We start from the raw sequence: 25,646 nt of genomic DNA, 5'->3' as shown, positions 1-25,646 counted from the left end.
CCGCGGCGGCATCCGAAAGGGGATTCGCGGGATCACCTCCTGCGGTCAGCTTGCGCCAGACCGCCGGGAAGCACGACGCATCGTCCCGCCGACGAACAGCAGGGTGAGCGCGACCATCAGGGCGATCACGGGAGCGACCGCGCCGGTATCGGCGAGGCCACCCGACCCGCTCGGGTGCGGTTGGGGGTCCGTATCCGACGGCGGGTCAGCCGGAGTCGGGGGATCTCCGGGGCTCGGGGTGTTCGGGTCTCCGGGGTTGTCCGGGTCTCCGGGGTTGTCCGGGTCTCCGGGGTTGTCCGGGTCTCCGGGGTTGTCCGGGTCTCCGGGGTTATCCGGCATGGTCCAGCGGATGTAGTTCAACGAGTGCGCGAGGTCTGTCGCCGACGACCCCACAGGACCATCCACTGTCGCATGAACATCACCGGGGAACAGGTCGTTGAGGAACGTTCCGAACAGGACGCTGCGCCCGTCCGGCGATACGTCGAGGATCGGCTGCTCCGGCCAGGCGGTCAAGTGAGGGCAGTGATCGATGTCGCCAGTGAGGCATCCCTCGTCGGTGCGGCGAAGAGTCGTCCCGGGCGCCCCGGTTCGAGTGACATCGATCCGGACCATGGTCTCGTCCTCGACCAGGACTCGGTACAGGCCGGGCGCGGCGCCGCTGGATCGGCCCCAGACCACGACCGTCGAGCCGTCGCCGCTCAGCGCGGCCTGTCCGCCCAGCGCAGTGCCGGCAGCACCCGGGTCGAGTTTCGTGGTGACCTCGATGCGCTCACCTGTACGGGTGTCGATCCGGTACGCGTCATTTATCCCGTCTGTGTCGCCGAGCGCGGAGCCGAGGTCGCCGATGGCGCGCACGAGCGCGAAGCGTCCGTCGTCGGAGACGTCGACCACGCGAGCGCGCGGGCCGAAGACCTCAACGACCCGCGACTCGCTAGTTGCCACGTTGAGGACGGTGATCGTGCCGGGGCGAGCACCGGCTCGCATGACCGTGGATCCGTCTGCACTGATCAGTGGTGCCAGCTCGCCCGTGATCTCCAGCTCGCGCACCTCTCCGGATGCGAGGTCCCGGAGGATGACCTGTCGGGTGGCCTGATCCCATGTGACGACCCGGTTCCCGTCGTCGCTCACGGTCGATCGACGAAGGTCGATGACGTGCGCGCCGAGATCCGTTGTCGCGCCGGTCTCAAGGTGCAGCAGCGTCGAGCCGATGACGCCGAGCGGTGCGTTCGACGAGAGGCCGACGGCGCTCTGTGAGTTCTGCACGGCTGCCTCGTAAGTGCGCTGCGTCCCTGTCACCGTGTCCGACACGGTGAGGGTGACTCGCTGACCACCGTTCGCATCGGTCGACGATCTCGCGCCGGTTACGAGGTAGCGCCCGCTGTCGCCGATCGCCGGAAGCGCCTGGTCGGTGTAGTTCCAGTCGCCGACGCCGTGGTCGATCGCGAGGATGTCGCCTTCCGGGTTGCGGATCGGCTGATGCGGTCCGTCCGGTCCCTTCGGAGTGACCTGCACGTGCAGCTCTCGCTCGGCGGTGACGCCGAAACGATCGGTGACACGTGCCCGGACGACGGTGGCCCCCTCGGTCGCGAACTCATGCACGAAAGACTGCGCTCGAGTACCGCTGCCGACTGCGGGTTCGACGGATCGGTCGTGAGAGATGTCCCATTCGCCGTCGCCGTCGACGTCGAGGTCGTAGCGGACGATCCCCTCCTCTGCGTCGAAGGCACGCAGGTCGAGGCGGGTGCCGCGTCCAGCCTCCGCACCGGCTCCGGCGTAGAGCGCGAGAATGCGGGGTGCGGCGTTTGCGGTGATGCGGACTGTCGCCCGCACATCGCCGGCCTCGTGGAAGGCGTCGCCGGGGAAATGCACGATGAATGGGTAGGTGCCGGCGGCCAGGTCGGTGCCGAGATCGACCGGCCGCGCGAACCGCGCACCGTCGATCTTGGCCGCGTCTCGGTCGCCTTGCCACGTCGATTCCACCCGCACGGCGGGGTCGGGGGCGATGGATCCTGCGGGTCCGGAGAGTGAGAAGCGGATGTTGTCTCGGGCCCCCTGCCCCAGTGGCTCGATGGTCGATACTTCGACGGGCGCCTTCGCAACCCGCACCGTGATCGTGGCGGGTGCCGACTCGGTCTGGCCGTCCGACACGGTGTAGCGCAGGGTGGTCTCGCCGACGAAGTCGCGGTCGGGGGTGAACATCCTCTGCGGAGTGGTCCCGTCGTCGATCGTGCCATGCTCGGAGGGCTCGGTGATCGTGTAGGTCAAGTCGTCGGCTTCCGGATCGGCTCCGATCATTTGCAGCCGCACGGGTGTCGCGTACACCGTGTCGACGATGAGGTCGCGGGCGGTGGGCGCATCGTTCCCGGGGTTGTCCTCTCCCCCGGACAGGAGTGTCGCAGCCGTCGAGCCGCGGATGACCCCCGCCACGCGACCGGAGACGTACACACCGGCAGCGCCCTGCGCGAGGCCTTCGAGGGAAACCGAGAAGGTGCCGTCGCCGGCATTCGCATCGCCGCGGGTGCCGTCGTCACGAAGGGTCACCTCGCGAGACGCGCCGTCTGCGGTCGTCACGGACGCGTTGAGCGTCGAGGGACGAGCGCCGGGCCCGTCGATACGAGCGGTGACGGATGCTGTTCCGAAGAGGTCGACAGCGTCGAGATCGGCGATGACGCGCGTCGCCGCACCAGTCACCCAAACGGCGTAGGTCACGGTCACCCTCTCGGCGGAAGAATTCGTGAAGTCGACGGCCCAATTCCCTACCGCAGGCCCCGCCACCCGCACCGTCTGGTCGGACACTGCTCCGGAGCCTTGCGGCACGTCATAGACTTCGCCCCCGGCGCGATCGAAGCGGAATTGCGCGGAAACCTCTGCGGGAGCGCTGATCGTGACGCCAGCCGCTGCGATGTCGGCAGGAACGGCGGTGGCCCAGGTGCGCTTCTCCCCCGGAGCCAGCGTGGCCGTGCGGAGGGCTAGAACCTGCGGCGCAGGACGTTCGGGGGGAGCCACGAAGCCCAGCGCCCGGCCAGCGCCGTCAAACAGGTCGCCGACCCAGTCGAACAGTCCTGCCTCACCGGCCTGTCCCGACAAGCGCGCAAGCACGAAGTCTTCCGTCACCTCTGCGTCTCCTACGAGCTCTTCAAGACGCAGGTCGTAGGTCGCGGCGTCGCGCACGTTCCAGAGCGCGGAGCCTGCCACAGAGAATCCGTCACCCGGCTCCTCGACATCGCAGGTCGCTGTCTCCGCGGTCCCGGCGGCCCCCGAGACAGCGACGCCGCCGGTCTCGCTGGTTGCAAGGTTGAACAGGGACATGATGTCGCTGCGATAGGGCAGATGAATCGGATCGAGGAAGAGATCCGCGCACGCCGCTCCCGCGTTCGGAGTGCCGAGCATGAGCAGCCGCTCCACCTCTCGGCCGTCGCCGTGTTCCATTCCGCGGGCGAGATACTCCCGTGCGGCGATCCCTCCCGTGGAGTGTGCGACCAGGTCGACTCGCTGCGCGTTGGTGAGCGCTCGTACTTCCTGGATGGTAGTTGCGAGCGTCGCGGCGTTCGCCACGACGACGTCGGGGTTCTCGGTTGCGACGTCCTGCGCGGTGATCTCGACGTGCCAGCCCTCGTTGGCCGACTGCAGCCGGTCAGTGAATTCCTGCCATGCTCCGTCGGAGGACAGGAATCCGGGTACCGCGATGACCGGGCGGGGATTGACCGTCACCTCGCCCTCGAGCGTGTCGCGCACACCGTCACCGTCGACAAGTTCGATGGTCACCTCGTGCTTTCCCGCCGGGACGCCGTCCTCCCATGCCAGCCCCTCGGTCTCCCACCGCGCATGATGCTCAATGCGATCTCCGGGCTCGAGCTCAAACGAGTCGGTCTCCGAGACGACCTCGCCGTCGACCCAGAACCGCACCTTCAGGTCCTTGACTGAGCGCTTTTCGTCGTTGTTGGCGACGTTCGCGACGAGGCGGACAGTGTTGCCTTCGACGGTGTCGTCCGTCACCAGCACGGGTTCGTCGGCACCGGTGGCGGATGCTTCGTCGAGATGCCCCTCGAACTGGAGTTTTGCCGGTTCGGGTGCAGCGCCGACAGGATAGAGGGCGACGTGTGCGTGGTTGTCGAAGGGGATGGCCCCGATAGCGGCTCCGATGATGCCGGTGTCGGTGATCCATACCGCTCCGGTGTATTCGCCGATGCCGATGTCCGGACCGTCCCCGACTTCGCTGAGATTCTGGCGCACTCCGTCGCGCCAGATCCAGCCGCGGTGGATCAACGCGGTGTCGTTCCACGAGTCGCCGACGACGACGCCTGACGCGTTCACGGACGTCGGACGTAGGGTGCCGCGACCGAGGGAGATGCCGCCCTCGTCCGGAGTCCACAGCCAGGCCTCATCGCTGATGCCGGGGGTCGAGCCGGAGGACCAGCCCACGACTTTGCCGTCGGAACTCAGGGCGGTCGCCTCGATACGAGGGAGCGCCGGGTCACCGGTGCCCGGGAGCTCGGTGAGTGTGCCGTCGGCTGTGCGATACCAGCTCGTCCCAGTGCTGCCGTTGACGCGCGTGAGGATCATGTCGCCGCGGTCGTTCATCGCGGCGATTGCACCGGGCGCGTCGAAGGTCGCAGGCTCGGCTTCGACGTCCTCCCACATGAGGGTCGTGGCGGAAAGCGGATCGTCGCCACCCGCCGCTCCGCGCGGCACAAAGCGCGCGAACACGCGCCCTTCCGGATCGATGCCGACGAGCTCGACACGTCCTCCGGTCGGCGCGGGCATCGATTGCCAGAGGTCTCCAGTGTCCGAGAAGCACGGTTGTTCGACATGCGCCTCATCCCAGCAGTAGCCGATCAGGCCACCGTCCGGCAGGGCATCAGCGACCCGCGCGACGCCATCGAGCGCCACCCGGCGACCGTCTGCGAGGCTCACCTGATAAGTCAGGTCGCCGGCTCTCGCGTACACGTGAGTCTCATCCATATGGGAGATGCGAGTCTGGCTAGTGGTGTCGTTCAGGATGAGACGGGTCACCCACTCCGGCATCTTCTCGTTCTCGCGGATGGTGACGGTCGCGGATTCGCGATCGACCCGCACGTCGCCGCCAGCACTCAGCTGCACGGTGAAGGCGACATCCCCCTGCTTACGCTCGTCGTCGAGGATCGGGACACGCACCGACTGCTGCGTCTCTCCTTTCGCGAACCGCACTTCGCCGGAGGAGGTGACGTAGTCGTCTCCCGCCCGGGCGGTGCCATCCTCCGTCATCCAACTGACGACGACCTCGGTACCGGATGGGCTCGACAGCTCGATCGGCACTTCGACGTGCCCGGCGTCCTCGGCCGCTTCGGCGTCGGCGATCGAGGCGCACAGCATCAGGTAGAGCACCATCGTGGATCCGTCGCGTTCGAGTTCGCGGCAACCGTCCAGCGGAGCGAACTCGCCTCGAATCGCACCGGCCGACACGAGAGCGACAGCGCGGGGAAGCTCGATGTCGTCGTCGGCGATCACCTCGACGGTGCCGCCGAGCGATGCGGTGCCGCCCACGGTGATCCGGTCCTCCGCCTCTGCGCCGAACTGCGCCTGCAGAGTCGAGGCGCCTGACAGCTGCAAGTCACCGTGCACAGTGAGCACGCCGAAGCTGTCACCGCCGGGGCGCAGCGTGCCGTTGTTCCGCACGGATCCCTCGACCGTTCCTGACCCTTCGAGCGCACCACCGGCGTCGATCTCGACCAGTCCGGAGGCGTCGCCCGAGACGTCGACCGTCGCGGACTTCTCGATGGTCAGCGCAGCGGTGTCGCCGACCGAGACCTGTACCGCGGCGAGACGCGACTCGTCCATCAGGTGCAGCCAGCCCGTGACGCGTGCGGACTGCGGGATGACGGCGGCCTCATCGTGCATTGAGAGTTCGCCCTCCACGACGAGTGCTGTCGACGAGAGCCAGCCGTGCGCGCTCAGGTGCGCCCCCTTGCGCACCTTCAGATCGCCGGCCATGCTCATCGTGCTGCGGGGCGTCGACTCGACCTGGCCGACGATCTCCATCGCGCTGCCCTCGCCCATCGAGAGCGCGCCCCCGATCGTGCCCGCACCCTCGAGACGCAACGTGGACGCAGGCCCGAAGGACAGGTACGACTCCTCGGTCAGGTTGAAGCGGCTCGCGATCTCGACCGAGGATCGCTCGGCGTTAAGAGTGCCGTTGAGAGTGAACCAGCCCTCCCCGAGCACAGAGAACGTCGACCCTACAGCGGAGGCGAGCGATTCGGCGTCCACTGACGCGTCGGCCGCGATGGTCAGGTTGGTGACGAAGTCGTCCGGCACTCGGATCGAGCCCGCGATGACGGCGCCGCTCTCGAGCACTCCCCCGGTGCCGAAGGCGACCAGTTCCGGGGTGTGCACCGTGACACCGGGAGCTGCGACGCGGGCCTCCGCCCACGCGATCGACTCTGTGACGTGCACGTCGGCACCGGGCGAGAAGGTTCCGGCCCCGAGCCGCATCCGGGCGGGCGAGATCGACGCCGTGGTGGAGAGCGCGCCGCCCTGCACGCGGATCTCCCCCGGGGTCACCGTCGCGTCGCCTTGAGGGTCGATGACGGCTTCGCCGCCGGTCTCGACCAGCAGAGCGCCGACTTCGAGCGTGCCGTCCTGGATGAGCCGACCCTTGTCCGCAACGACGACCTCGCCGGCGCCCTCGAGGACGGAACCTTCGAGGAAGCCCACCGGCCCGACGACCTCAATGCGCGTGCCCTCGCGTGCCCACCACTGACCATGGAGGATCGATAGAGCACGGATCTGCAGCAGCCCTCCCTCCCCGTCGACATCCGTCACAGCGGTGGACGCGACCGAGAGGCCTGGCTCCACGATGAAGTCGGCGCTGACCACGTCGAACTCATCGGTGACATGAAGCAGTCCGTGTCCCAGAGCGGACGCACTCGCGCGTACGACCTTGAGCTTCACCACGGAGAGCATGGTGTCCTCGGTGAGCCACAGACGCGGCTCGGCCCATGCTTCCGTTTCGGAGGTGAGGGTGAGCGCCTCGATGCTCGATCGGGCTTCGAGACCGAGGTCTCCCGCGACGATGATCTCCGCGTCTGCGTTGAGGCTCTTCACCGAGACGATCGTCTTGGCGCCGATCGTGACGTCCTCGGCGAGGATGCACACGTCGTCGGCGTCAGTCGGGACGTGTGGCGCCCAGTTCGCGGCATTGTCCCACCGACCGCCGCTCTCCGGACCGACCCAACGCACACCGCACAGGTCGTCCGCCGCAGCCGACATCTCGTCGGCGGAGGCTACGGCCGCGGCGACGGACTCGGAGAGCGACGCCAGCTCGGATCGCACGGAGGCGGCCCATTCGGGTGTCGCGGCGGCAGCCACCGACGCAATTGCGGCTGCAGGCGCCGCTGGCATCGCTGCGACGAGCGGCGACAGCAGGAGAGCCGCGATCGTTGCGATGGCGGTGAAGGAGGCGCGGTGGCGGGAGAGCTGCGTACGCATGGAGTTCTTCCGGGTTGATGGCGGCCGCTGATCGCGGACCTCTCGAGTCTCACCTCGGCCGCTTTCACCGGTCTTTCAAGAGAGTTCGTCGTCGTGAAAGGCGACAGCCCCATCGCCGAGCACGGCGGTGGGGCTGTTGAGGAGTGTTCTCTACGCGTCAGCGGGTGCTCCGGGAGTCGGCATCCCGATACCAGGCGATCGTCGACGCGATCGCCGCGTCATAGCTCGTCGGCGAGCTGCCGAAGGTGGCGGTGAAGTCGCTGCCGTCCACGACGAAGGGCTGCTCGAACTGATAAATCATCTCCGCGCCCTCACGAGCCAGCGGCCACACAAGCCCTAACGTCTTGCCGACGCCGCTGCCGATTTTATGGAGGCGCGGCGCAGCGCCGACCTGGCTGCTCGCGATGCGCATCAGCTTGCGCCCGGTCGTCGGCAGCGGCGTCGGCACGATCCAGGTCCGACCGAATGATTCCGGTGCACGGCCGAGGACGATGAGGCTGCGTGCGAAGTCCTCGATGTAGGTCGGGGTGATCGGCAGATCAGGGTCGCCGATATAGAGAGGTCGCTTGCCCTTCGCGATGGCACCGAGGAAGTTGGCTCCTAGGAGAGACCCCACCCCCGGGCCGTAGAGCTCGGACGCACGTCCGATCACGACAGGCACATCGCCGCGGAAATGCGACGTGAGGAGCATCTCCGCCAACCACGCACGGAGGACACCCTTGTGACTGACCGGGTTCTCTGGGGTCCGCTCCGAAATGAGGCCCTCGACCTTCCCGTACATCCACGTGTCGTCGGCGAAGACCAGTCGAGCTCCGGCCTTTCCGGCGGCGTCGGCGATCGCTCGGGTCATGCGCGGGAAGTCCGCTTGCCATCTCGCGAAGGTCGGCATGACGCAGTGATAGACGACATCGACGCCTTCCAGCGCAGCAGTGAGGCTGCCCGAGTCGAGCGCGTCGGCGGCGACCGCCTGTACCCCCGGAAGACTCGACGGGGCCCCGCGGCGGCTGACCGCGCGCACTGGGATCCCCTGCCCGCTGAGTTCCCGCACGATCACCCGGCCGGTGGCTCCGGTGGCACCGATGACGGCGTGCACCTCTGTCTTCATGATCGATTCCTCTTTCCTGCGTGCTCTCGTTCGTACAGTTCCGGGAGGATGTGCTCGAACAGTCCAACCTCCTCGATGTTGTGCTTCAGCCAGGCCTCCGGCATGCCCGCACCGAAGACGTGCTTCCGGAGATAGGCGTTCACCGGATAACCCAAACGGGAGCGCGACCCGAGGTCGAGGACGCTCACGTAGTGCGTGCGCCCGCGCCCTTCTGACCAGGTGTGCTCCAGCTGGAATAACTGGGCGCCGGCGACGCGGAGGACGAGACGGATGCCGGTGCGATCGAGCTTCTCGACCCGGTCGATTGAGTCGACGTAGTGCGCTTCGCTCCGCCCCATGGCTTCGACGATCCGGAAGCGGGCGCCTTCCGCGGCTCCGCCCCCCGGTGCCTCTCGTTTCAGCTCCCAGTGGATGTGATCCAGCGGGTGCCACACGCGATATCGCGGGTAGGTCTGGCCCGCGTAGGTCATCGTGTCGCCGATGTGGGAGAACCACCAGAGCAGCATGTCCGGCGTTACGCCTTCCAGGGGCGCATGGTCGATGGTGATCCGCAGGCGACGCCCAGGGAACTCCTGAATTGTCGTCCGCGCCGAGCTCGTGTCCCTCAGCGGATGCAGCTGGGGGATCGGCTGCGGTATGGGCAGTCGTCTCATTTCCGTCCTCTTCTTCTCGCTCAGCGTGAGCGATGCTGCGTATGTGTGCCGGTCACCGCACGATCACCGGTAGAGCATGGCCATTCCCAGAGCGATACGGAGGCCATCACTCGGTAGGAACGGCTCATCCGCCTCGAACACCTCGGCCTCTCGATCTCGGGACCCCAAGGTGCGCCGGGATTCGGGCGAGCCGGACCGGAGCCGTGCGGATCGCGACGTCAGTCGGCGGATCATGAGAGGGCCATCCCGAACGGGAATCGACCGGCGGGATCGTGCTCACGTCGGATGTCTTCGAGCTTGGACGCGACCTCGGTCGGCCAGGCCTGGATGAAACCCTCTGCCCCGTTGGCGCGTCCCACGAAGTTGATCTGCGTCGATCCGCTCGCCCATCGATGCAGTGACGCGAAGACGCCGTCGATGATGACCGGGATGACGACGGGCAGCAGCTCGGGAACCGGGGCCCCGACGATGTGCAGCCCGAATGCGGCCCCACGGCCGGTCACGGCGTTCGGGTGCTCCGGCATCCGAGAGAGCGCGCCGCCGAGCCTGCGGATTTCGACTGCGGCGATGGGTACTTCCGCTGCTGGGCCGACGATCTGCAGGATCGCGTCAGCGGCCTGCGAATCGAACTCGTCGAGCAGCATGCCCGCATCCGTGAACGGCATCGGGTTCACCGGATCACCGTGAACCGATCCGATCTCCGAGTACGGCAGCTCCCTGACCGCATCGATGAGCGGGGTGGCTACGGCCCGCAGCGGAGCGAGTAGCACCTCGGCATCGAGAGCATCGCCGACGTAGGCGACCCGGAGGTGCGACACAAACTGCCCGCGCAGCGGCTCCGGGATCTCGGGCAGCGGGGGAAGCCGGAGCATGGCGATCGAGGTCGTCATCTCGTCGGGCAGTCGGAGCGACCACTCACCGAACGCCCGAAGGATCGCCGGTGTGTCCTCCGCAGTGAAGTAGAGACCGCCACCGTAGAACGACCGTAACGGGAAAAGATCGATCTCGACCTCCACAACGATGCCGAAGCCTCCCTTGCCGCCGCGCAATGCCCAGAAGAGATCCTGGTTGAAGTGTGCGTCGGCACGGACGAGGCCCTGCTCGGCCGTGATCACGCTGATCGATCGCACGTGGTCGGCGGCAAATCCGAATGTGCGCGCCACCGGCCCGATCCCACCTCCGAGCAGATACCCGACGACACCGACGTGGGGCGCCGATCCGCAGAGCGGCGCGAGCCCGAAAGGCGCGGCTGCGTCGAGCACCTGGGTCCAGGTCGCGCCCGCGCCGATGCGGGCCGTGCGCGCGTCGGCGTCGATCTCGACGAAGGCGAGTCCGTCGGTGGCCACGACGATACCGCCGGTCGCAGGGGCCAGTACCCCGTGACCCTTGCCAATGACGCGGATCGGCAGGTCGTAGCGCCCGGCCAGGCTCACGGTCTCGGAAACCTCGTCGATGCTCGAGGGCACGACGACGATCTCGGGTGCGTGCACAACGTCGAGGTTGAACCCCTGCAGCGCAGCGGCATACTCGGAGTCGACGAGGGTGTGGACGTGCGTGACGCCGGCGGCGCGGAGTTCGACGGCCAGGGCGGTGTCGGTGTTGGTCGACATGGGTTCCTCCTGAGGAATCGGTATGACTACCGTTCTCCTCCGTGAACCTGTCGCTCACCTTTCGCGCGCTGGCGTGGACCTTTCATGCATCATCCGACACGGCTCCAGTGGGCAGCGATCGGAGATGCGAGAGAACGACGCCTTCGACGTCCAACTGCAGTTGCGGGGAAGACGCGTGCAGCGTGCGTGAGAAGGTCAGGGCGTCGGTGAGGAGCATGATGTCCCTCCCATGCGCCGGGGTCGCAGCGATGCCGAAGCGCCGAAGCAGGTCCGGCGCTCGGGAGAACGAATCGGCCAGCAGGGGTGACTGCGCCGAGAGCAGGTCGCTTAGCGGGTCTGCTTCAAGGAAGTCCATCGCCAGGGCGTAGCGGGCGCGCATGTCTGCGGGGCGGGCGAGCAGGCTGTCGGCGAAATCGGCGATGACCCTGGCCAGTTGACGCAGTCGTCCGTCGGGGTCGGATATCGGCTCGATGCGAGCGACGTTGTCGAAGAAGCGATGCAGGTCGGCCATGCTGCGCTCGGCCAGCCGCTGACCGACGAGCTGAATCAGCGCGGCTCTCGTACCGGCGTAGTAAGAGCACGACCCCGGGGGCAACCCGGCCTCACGATCGGTCGAACGGTGCGTCAGAGCGCGCAGACCTTCGCGAGCGATGATGCGGATGGCCGCATCCGCGATTGTCTGCGGACGAGTGGGGGTGGGAGAAACTCGGGGTTGCACAGCCCCGACTCTACAGGTGTATAGTCCATCACATCCCTCTGCACCTGTAGTGATTTGGAGCTCATCATGCGAGTCGCCGTAATCGGAGCCGGCATTGGCGGTCTCTGCACCGCCATCGGATTGCAACGCGCGGGAGCACATGTCACGGTGTATGAGAGAGCCCCGATCCTCTCGCCGATCGGGTCGGGCCTGTCAATCTTCCCGAACGGCTCCACCGCACTCCGCGCTCTTGGCCTAGGCGACCCATTCGCCTCAATCACCGCCGACAGCGCGGCGCACCTACGGGCCGGACAGCGGAAGCCGGACGGCACGTGGCTGGCGACCATCCCGCCCGAAGCAGTCAACGGATTGCGCGTGGTTCACCGCGCAGACCTGCATCGAGTCCTCGTCGACGCCCTTAACCCCGGAACCCTGCAGCTGGGGATCAGCGCGACCACCGCAGGTGCCGAAGGCACCCCGCGCGTCGAGCTCGAGGGCGGAGACGTCGCCTCCGTCGAGGCCGACCTGGTGGTCGCGGCGGACGGCATCAACAGCGCGGTGCGGCGATCGTGGCCCGCCGATCCCGGGCTCCGATACTCCGGCTACTCCAGCTGGCGCGGTGTCACGAGCCGCCCCGTGGATCTCCTCGGCGCGGCCGGAGAGACCTGGGGCACCGGGCTGCGTTTCGGCATGGCGCCGCTCCGCGACGGACGCGTGTACTGGTTCGGTGTGGCGTCGATGCCCGCCGATGACCGGATACCTGACGAGTTCGCGGCTGTCCGCCGACTCTTCGAGCATTGGCACGACCCGATCCCCGCACTGCTCGACGCTACTGATCCCGCGGCCGTCTTCCGCCATCCGATCAACGATCTTGCAAAGCCCCTCCCGACCTTCCACCGCGGCGGAGTCGTTCTGCTTGGTGACGCCGCGCACGCGATGACGCCCGATCTCGGCCAGGGAGCCAACCAAGCGATGGAGGATGCCGCCACTCTCGCGGCTCTACTCGCACCCCTCGCCGCTGATTCCGCACCCGATCCCGGCACAGTCGACCATGCGCTCTCGGAGTACGACCGACTTCGTCGCGCTCGCACCCAGCCCATCGCGCGCCGCGCGCGCGGCGTCGGGGCTCTCGCACATGTGAAGGGTCGGCTCGGCGTCGGTGTACGCAACGCCGTACTCCGGCTGACGCCCGCGTCGGCTCTCGGCCGCCAGGCCACGGCCGTACAGCAGTGGGCACCGCCAGCCACGGAGGTCGCGCCGCGCATCGGCGACGGATCGCGATGGCCCGCTCGCTGACTCGCGACCTCCCCATGGCCGCCGCGGGTGACGTGCCCATCCGCGTGCTGGGAAGCCTCCGGGTCGACGCGGTGGGCGCTCCGCCGGTAATCCCGCAGACCGGGCGAGTTGCGACCCTCCTCGCCCTCCTGGCGGTGGAGCCTGGTCGCGTCGTCTCCGCCGACCGGCTTATGGCACAGCTCTGGGAGGACGAACTCCCCCAGTCGGGTGTCGCAGCGCTATATGTGTACGTCTCTCGTCTGCGACAGCAGCTCGCGCAGGTCGGCATCCGCGTCAGCACACGGCCGCCGGGCTACTGCCTCGAGGTCGACGAATCCGCCGTCGATGCGATCGCCTTCGCCCGCGCCGTCGCTCGAGCCGAGGCCGCATTCGACGCCGATGACCTGCAGCGCGCACACCGCGAGATCGAGACCGCGCGAGAACTTTGGACGGGTGAGCCCTTCCAGGGGGCTGCGCGAAGCCCCGACCTGGTGAGCGAATCGGCGCGCCTGCTCACCGTACACGATCGCCTCGCCTACGTTCGCGCCCGTGTGCTGCTGCGCTCCGGACATGCACGACAGGCCGCCGAGCTCGCTCTCACCCTCACCCAGGTAGACCCGTTGAGCGAGGACTACCTGGCGTTGTGGATGGAGGCGGAACGCGACGCGGGGAACGTCGCAAAGGCGCTGGCGGCGTACGAAGCCTTCCGGCAGGCTCTCGCGGAGCAGCTGGGGACCGACCCGAGCGGCGGCCTGCGCGCCCTGCACGCGGAACTGCTACGAATGGGTGATTCCCGGGAGACGCCGAAAGCCGGTGTCACGGCCGAACGGCAGCCGCGCGCGCGGGGGATCATCGGGCGGGACTCACAGCTCGACGAGATCGACGCCGCCCTCGATCGCGCCCGTGGGGGGCGGGGCTCGATGCTCCTGCTGGAGGGTGCGGCCGGGGCGGGGAAGACCTTCCTCGCCGAAATCACCGTCGAGCGCGCCGACACATCGGGTTTCATAACCGCGTGGACGCGCACCGTCGAGAGCACGGGTGCACCGCCGCTGTGGCCCTGGCAGCGTGTGCTCGGCGCTCTTCCCGGCGCCGCTGACGCGACCGGCGCCGCAGATCTCGCCGCCATCCGCGCCCTGGCACAAGGGAACGAACCCGATGAGACGCTGTTCCGCCAATCCGATGAGATCGTTGCGCGCGTGCTGACCGCGGCCCGCGAGAGACCGCTCTGCGTGGTCTTCGATGACGTCCACTGGGCGGACGCGCCGACGCTGCACGCTATCGGACACCTCGCCTCGGCACTGAGATCCGCAGCCGTCGTCGTCGTGCTGACCGTCCGGCAACCGGACGGACACCGGCCGCCCGCTGGAGCGGCTCTGGCCTCCCTCGCCCGGGAGCACACGGTGCGGCGCCTCCCGGTGACAGAGTTCACCGTCGACGAGATCCGAAGGCGGATCGAAGAGGATTCCCCTTCCGGTTCCCTCCCCTCGGACGGAGCGGCGGAGCGGTTGCGCGAACGCACCGGCGGTAATGCCTTCTTCCTCACGGAGCTCCTTCAGGCGAACGTGCACGACGTACTGCCCGCCAGCATCACCGAACTCATCCAGGCGCGGCGCGACGCCCTGCCCTCTGACGTCTGCGCCGTACTCGACACCGCTGCCGTCGCGGGGTCCACGCTCGACCTCACGCTGCTCGGCGAAGTCCTTGGCGTGCCGACACTGCACATCGTGAGGGCTGCCGATGCGCTCTGCGCCGCGGGACTGCTGCGCCTGGAGGGGGACGGCTATGCCTTCGCCCACAGCCTCGGACGCGACGCTGTGCTCGCTACGCAACGCCGCGCGACGATCACCGAGACGCACGCGCGAATCGCCGATGCGATTGAACGCATCTTCGCGAGCGACCCCCATCCGGTTCTCGAAGCACTCGCCTATCACCGGTTCCGCGCGGCGTCGGGGAGCGCAGACGAGGAGGCCTTCATCGCCTGCACCGCTGCTGCCGATCGCGCACGCACTGGTCTGGCGTTCGACGTCGCCGCCTCCTTCCGTGAGCGCGCGCTCGCATCGATCCCGGGCGGCGATGCCGAGCGCTCCCGTCGGGCAGAGACCCTTCTACTCCTCACCGAGGAGCGCCGCGCCGCGGGGGATGTGATCGGCGCGGCAAGCGCGCTGCGTCAGGCTCTCCGTGCCACCAACAGATTGGGCGATCGCCGGCTCGTCATCAGGATCCTCAGCCTTCTCGGCGACGTGACTCTATGGAACTGGCGTCAGTATGGCGAGGTCGACCAGGAGTCCATCGCTCTGCTCAGCAGCCTCCTCCGCAACGATCCGGACCTTAGCGAATCCGAGCGGACAGAGCTGTCCGTCGCGCTCGCGATGGAGTTGTACTACGCGGAGGAACCGCAGCGGAGTGAGGCGGTTGTGCTCGCGGGCAAGGCTGTCGAGGCCTCGGAGCGCCTCCGTGATCCTGTTCTTCGCTCGCGGGCATACAGCGCACTCGTCTTCGCGCACTGGCGCCCGGACAGCGAGGATCGGCGAAGAGAAGTTCTGGATGCCTGGCTAACGTCGTCCGATCTTGAGGGCGGGGTTCCGGGCGAGATCGTAGCTCGATTGCATCGAGCGAGCATCCATCTGTTGGTCGGCGATGTCGACGCGTGGAGCGTCGACATCGAGCGGGCTCATGATCTGCTTCCCCGGGCGGGGCGAGCCGAATACAGCGCGCAGCACTCTGCCCAGCTCGGAGGGGCAGCGCTCCAGGCGGGGCAACTGCACGAGGCGCAGGTGCTGATGGAGCGCACAGCGGCGACGATGCGTCGCACCAGCATGTGGGGCGGCGAGTGGGTGGCCTGGATCCAGCGATACATGCTCGCGCGCGTCGAAGGCCGCGTCACCGATATCGCCGATGCCTTGACCGCCACAGCCTCCGTGGATGCACACCGCGCACTGCGTTGGACGGCGGTCCTTGCTCTCGCCGAGACGGACAGGATCTCAGAAGCGCGAGCGATGCAAAACAGGTGGAATCTGCGGGCGGTCCCGCGTGCCCGCACCTGGTCGACAGAGTTCGAGATCGCCCAAGCGGCGGAGGTGGCCGTGTATCTCGGAACCCCCTTGCTGACAGACGCGTACGAGACGCTATCTCGTTCCCGCTCACCTCTCCTCATGGCGGGCACCGGCGTCGCAATCCTCGGACCCCGCGATGAACTGCTCGCGCGTCTAGCCGACCGTTTGGGTCATGCCGACGTCGCTGCCGCGCACCGCGCGCGCGCCACCGAGATTGCCGACCGGGTCCGGGGTGCGCTGGGGAAGACCCCAACCTGGCCCCTCACTACCGCTAAGAGAGGATCTGAGGAATGAACACCCCTTCGAGCGGCGCACATACGCCGATTATCCGAGGTGGCCAACTTCACGATGCAGCCCGCATTGCAGATGTGATCAGATCGGCCAAAGCAGATGCAATGCCCTGGTTGGCCGTCCCCCACTCGGTGGCGGAGGACGAGCAATGGATCGTCGATGTTCTGTTGCCGCAGCACACGGTGCGACTCGCTTGCGATCACCGCGACCCCACGCGAATCATCGCAGTACTCGCGACAAGTCCCGGATGGTTGGACCAGTTGTACGTCGCGCCGGGCGAGCAAAACCGAGGCGTCGGATCACAACTGGTGCGCATCGCTCAGCACGAGGCACGAGGGCCACTCACGCTGTGGACCTTTCAACGGAACAGCCGAGCACGGTCCTTCTACACAAAGCACGGCTTCGTCGAAGTACGGCGGACGCCTGGTGACAACGAGGAGAGCGAGCCGGACATCCTCTATCAGTGGCAGCCCGTCAGTATGTGAGCAAGGCTCAAGGCGGTCTCCTCCAACGACAGGTCGGCAGCAGCCCGGTTGACCTACTGGAACGCACATTGTCGGCATCCGGCTCAGGAGCGCGTATTGGGTCCTCGCGCACAGGTGCCGGGCGACAGCAGTGAGGGAGCCGGGCCGCACCGTCGGCGTGCGGCGAGAGACACGGTCACAATGCCCCAGGCGAAGTACTTCATCGCCGCTCTATCCCCCAGCAGAGGGATTTTTGTGCCCGAAACAGCTCCGGCGTCTCCCAGCGAGCGGTACTGTCGTGCCATGCAGACCCGTGGACCGGTCGTCGTTGATAGCACTCACACGAAGTTCTTCCTGCTGCGACACCGCCCGCCACAGTTCGGCGCTCTGATCGCGCCCGACCTCATTCGTTGGGTCGACATCCGCCGCTCTGAAGCGCAAAGTTCGCCTGCCGACATCCAGGCGCACGACCGCCTCGTGTGTGACCTCATTCGGATGACGGGCACCATGTATGACGACGTGCAGCAGCACCTCGCGGCGCCGGGAGACTTGAGTTTCGCAGAGCGGGGTCTGGCCCTGGTCGGGGCGTTGACTGACGAGGCGTTCAGTCACCTGGACGTGATGCCGGACCTCTTTCTGGGTCAGCAATCCTCCCCGCGTATCTCAGCACTGAACGCCGGACTCGCACACAACATCGCGGTGACCTTACTCGAGCGCGGCATGATTTCCGAAGGGCGCGAGACTGCGCGGATGGGACTTCAGGTGCTGCGAGAGGGCCAGAAGCCCGAGCGCACGGAGCTGCTCGCAGAGAGCATCGAGCCTCACCTCACCGTTCTCGCGGTGGCCTAGGCGACTGCGGCGACCATCTCGTCACAGCGCCTGAGATACTCCCGCGGGGTGAGGCGGTGCGTGTCATCGCGGCAACGGGGTCATACCATCGAGAGCATCGGCGAACGCCTGGGCGGTTCACCCGGCTCGAACCTAGTCGAATAAGAAAAAGCGAGTCGGCGTCGCGCGCTTGCCGGTGTCGATGCGGAACACTTCTACGAAGACGGGCAATCGGCGAAGGCGCGTGCTCCCAGCTGAGCAGATCGAGACGATAGTCTGAATCGGCGGACGACCAGTCTCTACTTCGATGTCCTGTACGAGAATTCCCGCTGGATCTCGTTCAGGAGACGCATGCGCGAGGAGTTCGGGAAGAAGCTCCGACGCGGTGTGACGTACGACTACGACATCGGAGTGACTCAGGGAGCCGCCTAGGTCTTACCTAGGCGGCTCCTCCGTGTTCCAAGCGTTGACGGCCTGAGCGGCTCGCTGACAGCACCCGACACCATGCGGCAGGATCAATCCGCGCGCCGTGCTCGATCTGTCGACCGCGGGTACTGCCCGCATTCACCGCTAATGAGTTCCGCGGCTGCGGTTCATCTATGGGAGAGGATCTACTGATTCCGGGCATATCCGGGCGCCTTCGGGACCTGACGGGATACTCAAACCACACCCAGGGGGTCAGGGGTTCGAGTCCCCTCAGGTCCACAACGAAACCCGCGAGAGATCGCGGGTTTTCTTGGTTTTAGGGCCGTGCGGAGCGAGCTGCGCGTCGTACGCAGTGGTTGCGCCTGGCCCCGATCAAGGAAACGGTCACTACCTGCCGGGCGCATCGACTGGGACACTCGAGAGAGCCGGAAGGAGCGGCGCCGATGACCGGCATACCTCTCCCCGTCGTCGACGAAAGGAAACGCCATCCTGCACCCGGCAAGCGCGCTCGAGAGGATGTCTGTCAGTCTGCCTGACGGGCGCGCGATCAGCGGCGTCCGCGGAGGTGTCACCGGACCGCCGGTGGTGCTCGAAGCCGGGCTCGGGAACCCTGCAGCGACCTGGGTAGCGGTGCAGCGTCTCCTCGCTCTGACATGCCACACGATCGCCTACGACCGCGCCGGTCACGGCGACAGCACTCCTGCACAGGCCCCTCGTACACTGCTCGCCCTGGCCGATGATCTCGAAGCCGTCCTCGACGCGACCGTCGCCGACGAGCCGGTCGTCCTCGCCGGCCACAGCTGGGGAGGACAGGTCGTGCGTCTGGTCGCGCAGCGCTCACCCCACCGCGTGCGCGGCGTCATGCTCATCGACCCCACGGTGTCGGCGGTCATCGCCGATGGACAGGTGTCAGGCGTTCAGGCGATGTATGAAGAGCTCGAACGTCGGGTACTGGGCGGGGAGCGCGCGTCTCTGCTGAACGAACAGCGAGCGAGATGGGCACGGGGAATGAGCGCGGAAGAGCTCGATGTCGCGACGGCGGACTTCCTGACCGAGGGCAACGTGCGAACGGCTCGACGCGAGGCGGTGGACCTGGAGTCCGCTCGCCCCCTTCTCGAGAATCTCGAGGCTTCACCGTGCCCCGTGCCGATCCGGTACCTCGCCGGAAGTCGCGATGCGCACGGCGATGCAGACCGCGAGCTCCTCATCGCTGAATGCGAGCGCATCGCACATCTGACGCCCGGCGGGAGATCCGTCGTGATCGATGACGCGCGTCACTCGATTCCGCAGGAGAGCCCTCGCCGAACCGCGCAGGAGATCGCCGCTTTCGCGCACGAGCTGTAGGGCAAGCGGACCCCGCCCGGCGCGGCCCGGACACACGGATGCCGATCGACACACGGCCGATCGGCATCCGGTTCTGCGTCCTACTTCGGCGAGATCTGCGTGATGAACGGCGTGTGGCCCACTGAGTATGCGTTGAAGTCCGGCCACTCGAACCCGTCTGACAGGGCGACGTTGATGTGACCGGCATAGAGCGGGACGTAGGGCATGTCCTCGGCGACGATCTGCAGCAGGTCGGAGTACGCCGCGAAGCGCTCTTGAGGGTCGGTCGTCGCGTCGGCCGCCTTGATCAGTGCATCCACCTCAGGGTTGACGTAGTCGGCGAAGTTGTTCTGCCCGACCGACGTGGCCGCACTGTCGAGCGCCAGCCGCGGCATGCCGCCGGGGTCGGGAGTGTTGTTGTTGAAGGGCGTGTACCAGAGCGGCATGTCCGTGTGCGGCTGCGAGAAGCTGCTGCGGTACTCGGCCTCCGACATCACCGAGACAGTGAGATCGATGCCGATCTCCGCCAGCTGCCCGGCGATGGCCTGAGATGTCTCCGGGAAGCCGCCGAGGCTCGCCGTCTTGAGCTCCGCGGTGAAGCCGTCGGGGTACGCCGACTGCGAGAGCTCCTGCTGTGCCTTGTCGAGGTCGAACTCGTACGCGGGCAGCGAGTCCATGAGCGCGTCGACCTCCTCCTGCGAGGCGATCGAGAGCAGCTGGGTCGGCGGGATGATGGTGAAGTCCGGCACCGCCGTGCCTCCCAAGACGTTGACGATGTCCTCCTTGTTGATCGCGTAGGCGACCGCGCGGCGCACATGCACGTCATCCCAGGGGGCGACGGTGTTGTTCATCACGAACAGACCCTGTCGCGTTCCGGGCACGCTCGTCACGTCGGTCCCCGCGGCGGTCTCGAACGATCGCACGTCGGTGGGGAAGACGAGGTCGAGCGCCGAGGTGCGGAACGCGAGCGCTGCGCTGTTCTCGTCCGCGAAAGACGTCAACGTGACGGTGTCGATCTCCGGCTCGCCACCCCAGTAGTCTTCGTTCGCGCCGAACTTCACCACGCCGTTGGTGGCGTCGAGTTCGTCGATGACGTACGGGCCGGTGCCGATGACGCCGATGCCGGGCTTGCCGAAGTCCGCGCCGCTTTCCTGCTGATGCGCGGCATTGAAGATGTAGCCGTTCATCGCGAGTACGTACTGGAAACTCGCGGTAGGGGCGTTCAGTGTGATCTGCACCGTGCGGTCGTCCGTGGCCTCGATGTCGGCGATCGCCGTGTAGCGCCAGGATTCTGGAAACTCGGGGTCGCGCTCGTAGTCGAGCGACACGACCACGTCTTCTGCGGTCAGAGGATCGCCGTTGGAGAAGGTGACATCGTCGCGCAGCGTGTAGACGTAGGTGAGGTCGTCGGGCTGTTCCACCGACTCGGCGAGGTTCGGCTCCACCTCGCCCGTCGGAGAGAGCTTCATGAGGAACTCCTGCATGTAGGCGTTCACCTGAAGTGCCATCCCGCGCGCCGGGTCGATGTTGGAGACGTCGAGGTTGACTGCTCCCACTCGCAGATGCGCGGCGGGCGCCTGCGCCGAGGGCTCGGTGCCGGCGCAGCCGCCGGCGAGGAGGGCGACCGACAGCAGCCCCGCGATGAGCGGGGCGCGGAATCGGGGTCGAGTACGCTTCATTGCTTTCCACCTTTTGGTCTGTGAGTGCCTGAGTGCTTGGTTGAGCAACGGTCTCACGACCGTTGAGGGGGAGGTAGCCGGAGCTGCTTTGAAAAACCAAAAGCAGAACTTCTGGCTCGCAACCCAGACCGTTCCTGTGCTATGAGCTGAGTGCGGCGTCGAGCCATGTCGCCGAAGGGCGCGGCACCGACTCCATGAGGGTCTTCGTATACGGGTGCCGGGGCGCCCCGAGCACGGCTTCGACATCACCGGACTCCACGACGGCCCCCCGGCGCATCACGTACAGACGGTCGACCACCTGGCGCACGATCGACAGATCGTGCGTGATGAAGAGGTAGCCGATGCCCTGCTCGTCGCGGATTCTCGAGAACAGATTGAGCACCTGGGCCTGGACCGAGACATCGAGCGCCGCCACAGGTTCATCGCAGATGAGCAGCTGCGGCCGCACGGCGAGCGCTCGAGCGATGGCCACCCTCTGGTGTTGCCCTCCGGAGAGCGCAGCCGGCTTACGTTGGGCGTAGGCCTCGTCCAGTCCCACCGAATGCAGCAGCTCACGCACGCGTCCGGTCATGTCGCGCGCTGACGGGTCGTGGATGCTGACGGCCTCGGCGAGCGTCGAACCGATCGTGCGCGTGGGGTTCAGCGACGAATATGCGTCCTGGAAGATCATCTGAACGGTGCCGCGCAGGCGCATGCGATCCCGACGGCTGAGACGGGCCCAGTCGGATGCGTCCACCCCGCCGATCTCCACCGTGCCTGAGCTCAGCGGTTCGAGACCCGCGACGGCTCGGCCGAGAGTGGTCTTTCCCGAACCCGACTCCCCCACGAGCCCCACACCTTCGCCTGCGCCGAGCTCGATCGAGACCGAATCCAGCGCGACCACCGGCTCGCGACCGCTGCGGAACTCCTTCCGCGCCTCCGACACTCGGACGAGCGGAGCCTCGAACGTACGCGGCACGACAGCGACCGCCTCCGACTCCGCAGCGGCCCGGACCTCCCGCATCTCGCCGCGGATCTCCTCGATGCGCACGCAGCGCGTCTCTCGACCGGCCTCTACCGTCCGGAGCGCCGGGCGTCGAGCTCGGCAGTCGTCGGTGACCCAGGCGCAACGCGTCGAGAACGGGCAGACATGAGCGACGTCGGCCGCCGCCGGTACTGAGCCGGGAATGGCGACCAGCTCCGCCACGCGGCGATCCGCCGGCGGCTCAGAGAGCAGCAGACCCTGTGTATACGGGTGCAGCGGCTCCGCTTCGAGGCTTGCGGCCGACGAGGCCTCCACCACCACCCCCGCGTACATCACCTTCACGCGGTCGCACATCGAGAAGGCGATACGCAGGTCGTGTGTGATGAGGATCAGCCCCATGCCGCGCGTGACCTGCAACCTCTTGATGAGGGCGAGGATCTCTCTCTGCGTCGTGACATCGAGAGCGGTGGACGGCTCGTCGGCGATCAGCAGATCGGGCTCCCGAGCGAGCGCCGCGGCGATCGCGACTCGCTGCCGCATCCCGCCCGACAGTTGGAACGGGTATCGGTCGGCGACGCTCTCGTCGAAGATCCCGACCTCGGCGAGGCGGCGGGCGACCTCCGCGCGCCGCTCTGCGCGCGACATCCGTCGACGCTCGTCAGGACGTAGCGACTCCTCGATGATCCGGCCGCAGCGGAACACGGGGTTCAGCATCGTGAACGGATTCTGCATGATCATCCCCACGCGCTGACCGCGGACGTTGCGCCAGCCCCGCTCGGTGAGCGACAGCAGCTCCGTCCCTTCGAAGACCGCGGACCCCTCGGCGCGGATGCCGCGAGGAAGGAGACCGACGAGGGCCTTCACGGTCATCGATTTGCCGCTGCCGGACTCTCCGACGATCGCTACCGATTCCCCCGGCGCGACCTCGAGCTCCGCATCGTCGACGATCAGCCGATCGCCGATCTCCGGTCCGCCGACGATCCGCAGGTCGGAGACCTTCAGGCCCATGGTCGTGTTCATCGTCCTGCTCCTCGGGTGGAAAGACGCTCGTGCAGCCAGTCGCCCACCACGCTCACGGCTGTCGCCGCCGCGACGATGAGCACTGCGGGTGCCAGGACGGCGACGGGATTGACGAAAAGAAGGTTCCGACTCTCGCTCACCATGAGTCCCCAGTCCGCCGTCCCTGCGGCGACGCCGAGACCGAGGAACGAGAGACCCGCCAGCGCGACCAGCGATCCGGCGAAGGAGAGACTCAGATTCGCGATGGTGATGGGCGCGACATTCGGCCAGATGTGAGTGAACATGATGCGGGAGTCCGAGACGCCGATCGAGCGAGCGGCCTCGACGTAAGGTCGCGGTGCCTGTTCGAGCGTCGCTCCTCGGATGATGCGTGCGTCCGCGGGTGCGGACATGATCGTCAGCAACAGCACCGAAGTCCAGTACCCTCCACCGAATGTGCCGGCGAAGACGATGATGACGAGGATGCTCGGGAGCGAGAACATGAGGTCGACCCAGCGCATGATCGCCGAGTCGATGCGCCCGCCCCGGTAACCGGCGAGAAGCCCGAGCGCATTCCCGATGATCGCCGCGCCCACAGCGACCACGAGCGGACCGACGACGGCGCTGCTCGTGCCCGCGATGACGCGTGAGAGCACGTCCCGTCCGAGCGCGTCGGTCCCCAGCGGGTGCGCGAACGACGGTCCCGCCGGTCCGGTGGCGAGGTCCTGGGCGTACGGATCGATCGGAGCCAGGATGTTTCCGAACAGCGCGAGCAGGGTGATCACGGCGACGACGCCCCAGCTGAGCGCGACAATCCAGTTGGCTCGCCGGCGGGGACGCTCGATCCGCGCGGTCATGGCGGCGGAAAGCGAGACGCTCATGCGAGCACCCTCCTCTGGACGCGCGGATCGACCGCGATGTACGCGAGGTCCGCCAACAGGTTGAACCCCATGACGATGATGGCCACGAACAGGGTCACGCCCTGGATCATCGGCAGATCCTGCGAGTTCGCAGCCGACACGATCAGGTCGCCGATGCCGGATATCGAGAAGGTGACCTCGACGAACACCGCGCCCACGAGCAGGTGCGACAGCAGCATCGCACTGATGCCCAGGATCGGTATGAGTGCGTTGCGGAGCACGTAACGAAACAGCACATGAGCACTTCCCATCCCTCGTGCCCGGGCGAACGTGACGAAATCCTCGTCCAGGACGGCGATGACGGCGGCACGCGTGTTCTTCACTATGAACGCCGAGCCCACGATGGCGAGTGCGACAGCCGGGAGCGTCAGGTGCCACAGCCGATCCAGGAATCCCTCCCCTGCGCCGAAGGCGGGGAACAGTCCGAGAGCGACGGCGAAGATGTACAGGACCACCACGCCACTCACGAAGGCGGGCGTGCTGAGCCCCACCACCGTCAGCGAGACGAGCCCGCGGTCGAGCATGGACCGCTGACGATAGGCGGCAAGGACACCGACTGTCAGGCCGATCACGAGCTCGAGCAGGAAGGCGTAGACAGCGAGGAACACCGTGACGGGGAGCCTGGCGAAGATCTCGTCGGCCACGGGCAGAGTCGATCGGATCGACTCTCCGAAATCGAGGTGCACCGCTCCCTGCAGCCAGTACCAGAACTGCACCAGGAACGGCTGATCAAGGTGGTACTTCGCCTCCAGCAGCGCGACGGTCTCGGGGGTACGGGGTTGATCTCCCAGCAGCACGTCGATGGCTGACCCCGGAGCGAGGTACACCAGCGAGAAGACGATGAACGAGACGACGAACAGCAGCGCGGCGAGCGCCAGCAGACGTCGGCCGATGAAGCCCAGGACAGGCAGAGCCCTCATCGGCGCAGCTCGACGCCGGGCCAGTCGACGTGCACGCTCTGCTCACGGACAGGGGTGCCATCGCCATCGCGCATGTGCACCCAGGCCAGCTCGTCGCTGGTCGTGAAGGAGGCGACCTCTCCATCGCGGGTGATCGCGATCATGTTCATGACGGCGGACTGAGGGAACTCGAGAGCGATGGGCAGCAGATCCTGGATCGCGCTCGTTCCCGCGTCGATGAGCGATCGTCCCGCTGCGAGGCGAGAGATCATGTCTCGCACCAGACCGCCACGAATCGAGATCTCCCCGAGTCCGGTGCATCCGGCCGCACCGTAACGGTTGTCGGCGTAGATGCCGGCGCCGACCACCGGCGAGTCCCCGACGCGGCCGGGATACTTCCACGCCCAGCCGCTCGTGCTGACCGCGGTTGCGAGATCTCCGTGCTTGTCTCGTGCGACGACGTTCACCGTACCCTGGACGTGCTCCGGGTCGGCGGCGAGCGCAGTCAGCTGTGCCAGAGGGCCTCGGAAGAGCTCGAGCTTGCCGGGCAGACGGCCGTCGATGCCGTCCTGCCAGATGCGGCGCGTCTCGTCGGTGAGAAGTTCCTCGGGCATCATCCCGATCTCTTCTGCGAATCGGGCAGCGCCCGCGCCGACCAGGAGGTTGTGAGGCAGTCGATCCATCACCTCGCGAGCGACAGAGATCGGGTGCCGGTACCCCTCGAGCGCACCGACGGCGCCGACCCGGCGATTGGCACCGTCCATGATCGCCGCATCGAGCTGCACGTCACCGAGGAGATTGGGGTACCCGGCGTATCCGACGGAGTGGTCGGCCTCGTTGTCCTCCACCATACGGACGGCCGCTTCCACGGCGTCGACCGCCCGGCCCCCGGCGCTCAGGATCTCCCATGCGGCGGGAAGACCGATCTCGGCGTTGTGGCTTCCGGCAACCACTGCTTCCTGTGACATTCGACTACTCCTCCAACCCGAGCGC

Annotated in this window: 15 protein-coding genes; 5 read left to right on the top strand and 10 right to left on the bottom strand. The window is 67.1% G+C overall.

Annotation, left to right across the window (positions count from 1 at the left end):
* Positions 1–45: 45 nt before the first annotated feature.
* The 5 genes from BLW44_RS08385 to BLW44_RS08365 all read right to left on the bottom strand — a co-directional run bounded on the left by BLW44_RS08385 (position 46) and on the right by BLW44_RS08365 (position 11,553).
* Positions 46–7,467 carry a Calx-beta domain-containing protein gene (locus BLW44_RS08385; RefSeq protein ID WP_074731710.1) on the bottom strand — a complete coding sequence of 2,474 codons (7,422 nt, stop codon included), beginning with the start codon at positions 7,465–7,467 and terminating at the stop codon, positions 46–48.
* Positions 7,468–7,624: 157 nt separating this feature from the next.
* Complete coding sequence (locus BLW44_RS08380) at positions 7,625–8,572, bottom strand: NAD-dependent epimerase/dehydratase family protein (RefSeq protein WP_060927387.1); 948 nt, start codon at positions 8,570–8,572, stop codon at positions 7,625–7,627.
* Entirely contained in the window at positions 8,569–9,225 is a 657-nt protein-coding gene (locus BLW44_RS08375; protein ID WP_060927386.1) for a hypothetical protein, read from the bottom strand. Before BLW44_RS08375 ends, BLW44_RS08380 begins: the two co-directional genes overlap by 4 nt.
* 230 nt (positions 9,226–9,455) lie before the next feature.
* Positions 9,456–10,835 (bottom strand): FAD-binding oxidoreductase, encoded by a 1,380-nt coding sequence (locus BLW44_RS08370; RefSeq protein WP_060927385.1) that lies wholly within the window; start codon positions 10,833–10,835, stop codon positions 9,456–9,458.
* Between the two features lie 82 nt (positions 10,836–10,917).
* Positions 10,918–11,553, bottom strand: a complete 636-nt coding sequence (locus BLW44_RS08365; RefSeq protein WP_139305259.1) for a TetR/AcrR family transcriptional regulator — start codon at positions 11,551–11,553, stop codon at positions 10,918–10,920.
* 66 nt (positions 11,554–11,619) lie between these two features.
* Here BLW44_RS08365 and BLW44_RS08360 point away from each other — a divergent pair, with 66 nt between their 5' ends.
* The 5 genes from BLW44_RS08360 to BLW44_RS08340 all read left to right on the top strand — a co-directional run bounded on the left by BLW44_RS08360 (position 11,620) and on the right by BLW44_RS08340 (position 19,213).
* A complete protein-coding gene (locus BLW44_RS08360) occupies positions 11,620–12,828 on the top strand; it encodes an FAD-dependent monooxygenase (RefSeq protein WP_060927383.1) in 1,209 nt (402 codons plus the stop codon).
* A complete protein-coding gene (locus BLW44_RS08355; protein ID WP_060927382.1) occupies positions 12,813–16,154 on the top strand; it encodes an ATP-binding protein in 3,342 nt (1,113 codons plus the stop codon). Before BLW44_RS08360 ends, BLW44_RS08355 begins: the two co-directional genes overlap by 16 nt.
* Complete coding sequence (locus BLW44_RS08350) at positions 16,151–16,636, top strand: GNAT family N-acetyltransferase (RefSeq protein WP_074731708.1); 486 nt, start codon at positions 16,151–16,153, stop codon at positions 16,634–16,636. The genes BLW44_RS08355 and BLW44_RS08350 overlap by 4 nt, the downstream gene beginning before the upstream one ends.
* Before the next feature lie 282 nt (positions 16,637–16,918).
* On the top strand, positions 16,919–17,464 hold the full coding sequence (locus BLW44_RS08345; protein ID WP_060927380.1) for a hypothetical protein: 546 nt from the start codon (positions 16,919–16,921) through the stop codon (positions 17,462–17,464).
* Positions 17,465–18,385: 921 nt separating this feature from the next.
* The gene (locus tag BLW44_RS08340) at positions 18,386–19,213 is read left to right on the top strand and encodes an alpha/beta fold hydrolase (RefSeq protein WP_060927379.1); all 828 of its coding nucleotides are present in this window, start codon (positions 18,386–18,388) and stop codon (positions 19,211–19,213) included.
* Positions 19,214–19,293: 80 nt separating this feature from the next.
* Here the strand turns inward: BLW44_RS08340 and BLW44_RS08335 are convergent, their stop codons facing one another.
* The 5 genes from BLW44_RS08335 to BLW44_RS08315 form a co-directional block, all read right to left on the bottom strand.
* Entirely contained in the window at positions 19,294–20,871 is a 1,578-nt protein-coding gene (locus tag BLW44_RS08335; protein ID WP_060927378.1) for an ABC transporter substrate-binding protein, read from the bottom strand.
* Between the two features lie 139 nt (positions 20,872–21,010).
* Positions 21,011–22,855, bottom strand: a complete 1,845-nt coding sequence (locus BLW44_RS08330) for a dipeptide ABC transporter ATP-binding protein (protein ID WP_060927377.1) — start codon at positions 22,853–22,855, stop codon at positions 21,011–21,013.
* Positions 22,852–23,715, bottom strand: coding sequence for an ABC transporter permease (locus tag BLW44_RS08325; RefSeq protein ID WP_060927376.1), 864 nt, complete (start codon positions 23,713–23,715; stop codon positions 22,852–22,854). Before BLW44_RS08325 ends, BLW44_RS08330 begins: the two co-directional genes overlap by 4 nt.
* Positions 23,712–24,674 carry an ABC transporter permease gene (locus BLW44_RS08320; protein ID WP_060927375.1) on the bottom strand — a complete coding sequence of 321 codons (963 nt, stop codon included), beginning with the start codon at positions 24,672–24,674 and terminating at the stop codon, positions 23,712–23,714. Before BLW44_RS08320 ends, BLW44_RS08325 begins: the two co-directional genes overlap by 4 nt.
* Positions 24,671–25,621 carry a glycosylasparaginase gene (locus tag BLW44_RS08315; protein WP_082724556.1) on the bottom strand — a complete coding sequence of 317 codons (951 nt, stop codon included), beginning with the start codon at positions 25,619–25,621 and terminating at the stop codon, positions 24,671–24,673. Before BLW44_RS08315 ends, BLW44_RS08320 begins: the two co-directional genes overlap by 4 nt.
* Between the last annotated feature and the right edge of the window lie 25 nt (positions 25,622–25,646).

This window comes from Microbacterium hydrocarbonoxydans, from assembly GCF_900105205.1.
Lineage (GTDB): Bacteria > Actinomycetota > Actinomycetes > Actinomycetales > Microbacteriaceae > Microbacterium > Microbacterium hydrocarbonoxydans.
This window is presented reverse-complemented; position numbering and strand designations above follow the sequence as displayed.

What these genes read in the sequence shown, in the direction of transcription:
- BLW44_RS08360 (WP_060927383.1), top strand. Translation starts at nt 11,620, where the DNA reads ATGCGAGTCGCCGTAATCGGAGCCGGCATTGGCGGTCTCTGCACCGCC.
- BLW44_RS08345 (WP_060927380.1), top strand. Translation starts at nt 16,919, where the DNA reads ATGCAGACCCGTGGACCGGTCGTCGTTGATAGCACTCACACGAAGTTC.
- BLW44_RS08325 (WP_060927376.1), bottom strand. Translation starts at nt 23,715, where the DNA reads ATGAGCGTCTCGCTTTCCGCCGCCATGACCGCGCGGATCGAGCGTCCC.
- BLW44_RS08315 (WP_082724556.1), bottom strand. Translation starts at nt 25,621, where the DNA reads ATGTCACAGGAAGCAGTGGTTGCCGGAAGCCACAACGCCGAGATCGGT.
- BLW44_RS08355 (WP_060927382.1), top strand. Translation starts at nt 12,813, where the DNA reads ATGGCCCGCTCGCTGACTCGCGACCTCCCCATGGCCGCCGCGGGTGAC.
- BLW44_RS08380 (WP_060927387.1), bottom strand. Translation starts at nt 8,572, where the DNA reads ATGAAGACAGAGGTGCACGCCGTCATCGGTGCCACCGGAGCCACCGGC.
- BLW44_RS08335 (WP_060927378.1), bottom strand. Translation starts at nt 20,871, where the DNA reads ATGAAGCGTACTCGACCCCGATTCCGCGCCCCGCTCATCGCGGGGCTG.
- BLW44_RS08375 (WP_060927386.1), bottom strand. Translation starts at nt 9,225, where the DNA reads ATGAGACGACTGCCCATACCGCAGCCGATCCCCCAGCTGCATCCGCTG.
- BLW44_RS08340 (WP_060927379.1), top strand. Translation starts at nt 18,386, where the DNA reads ATGTCTGTCAGTCTGCCTGACGGGCGCGCGATCAGCGGCGTCCGCGGA.
- BLW44_RS08320 (WP_060927375.1), bottom strand. Translation starts at nt 24,674, where the DNA reads ATGAGGGCTCTGCCTGTCCTGGGCTTCATCGGCCGACGTCTGCTGGCG.
- BLW44_RS08370 (WP_060927385.1), bottom strand. Translation starts at nt 10,835, where the DNA reads ATGTCGACCAACACCGACACCGCCCTGGCCGTCGAACTCCGCGCCGCC.
- BLW44_RS08350 (WP_074731708.1), top strand. Translation starts at nt 16,151, where the DNA reads ATGAACACCCCTTCGAGCGGCGCACATACGCCGATTATCCGAGGTGGC.
- BLW44_RS08385 (WP_074731710.1), bottom strand. Translation starts at nt 7,467, where the DNA reads ATGCGTACGCAGCTCTCCCGCCACCGCGCCTCCTTCACCGCCATCGCA.
- BLW44_RS08330 (WP_060927377.1), bottom strand. Translation starts at nt 22,855, where the DNA reads ATGAACACGACCATGGGCCTGAAGGTCTCCGACCTGCGGATCGTCGGC.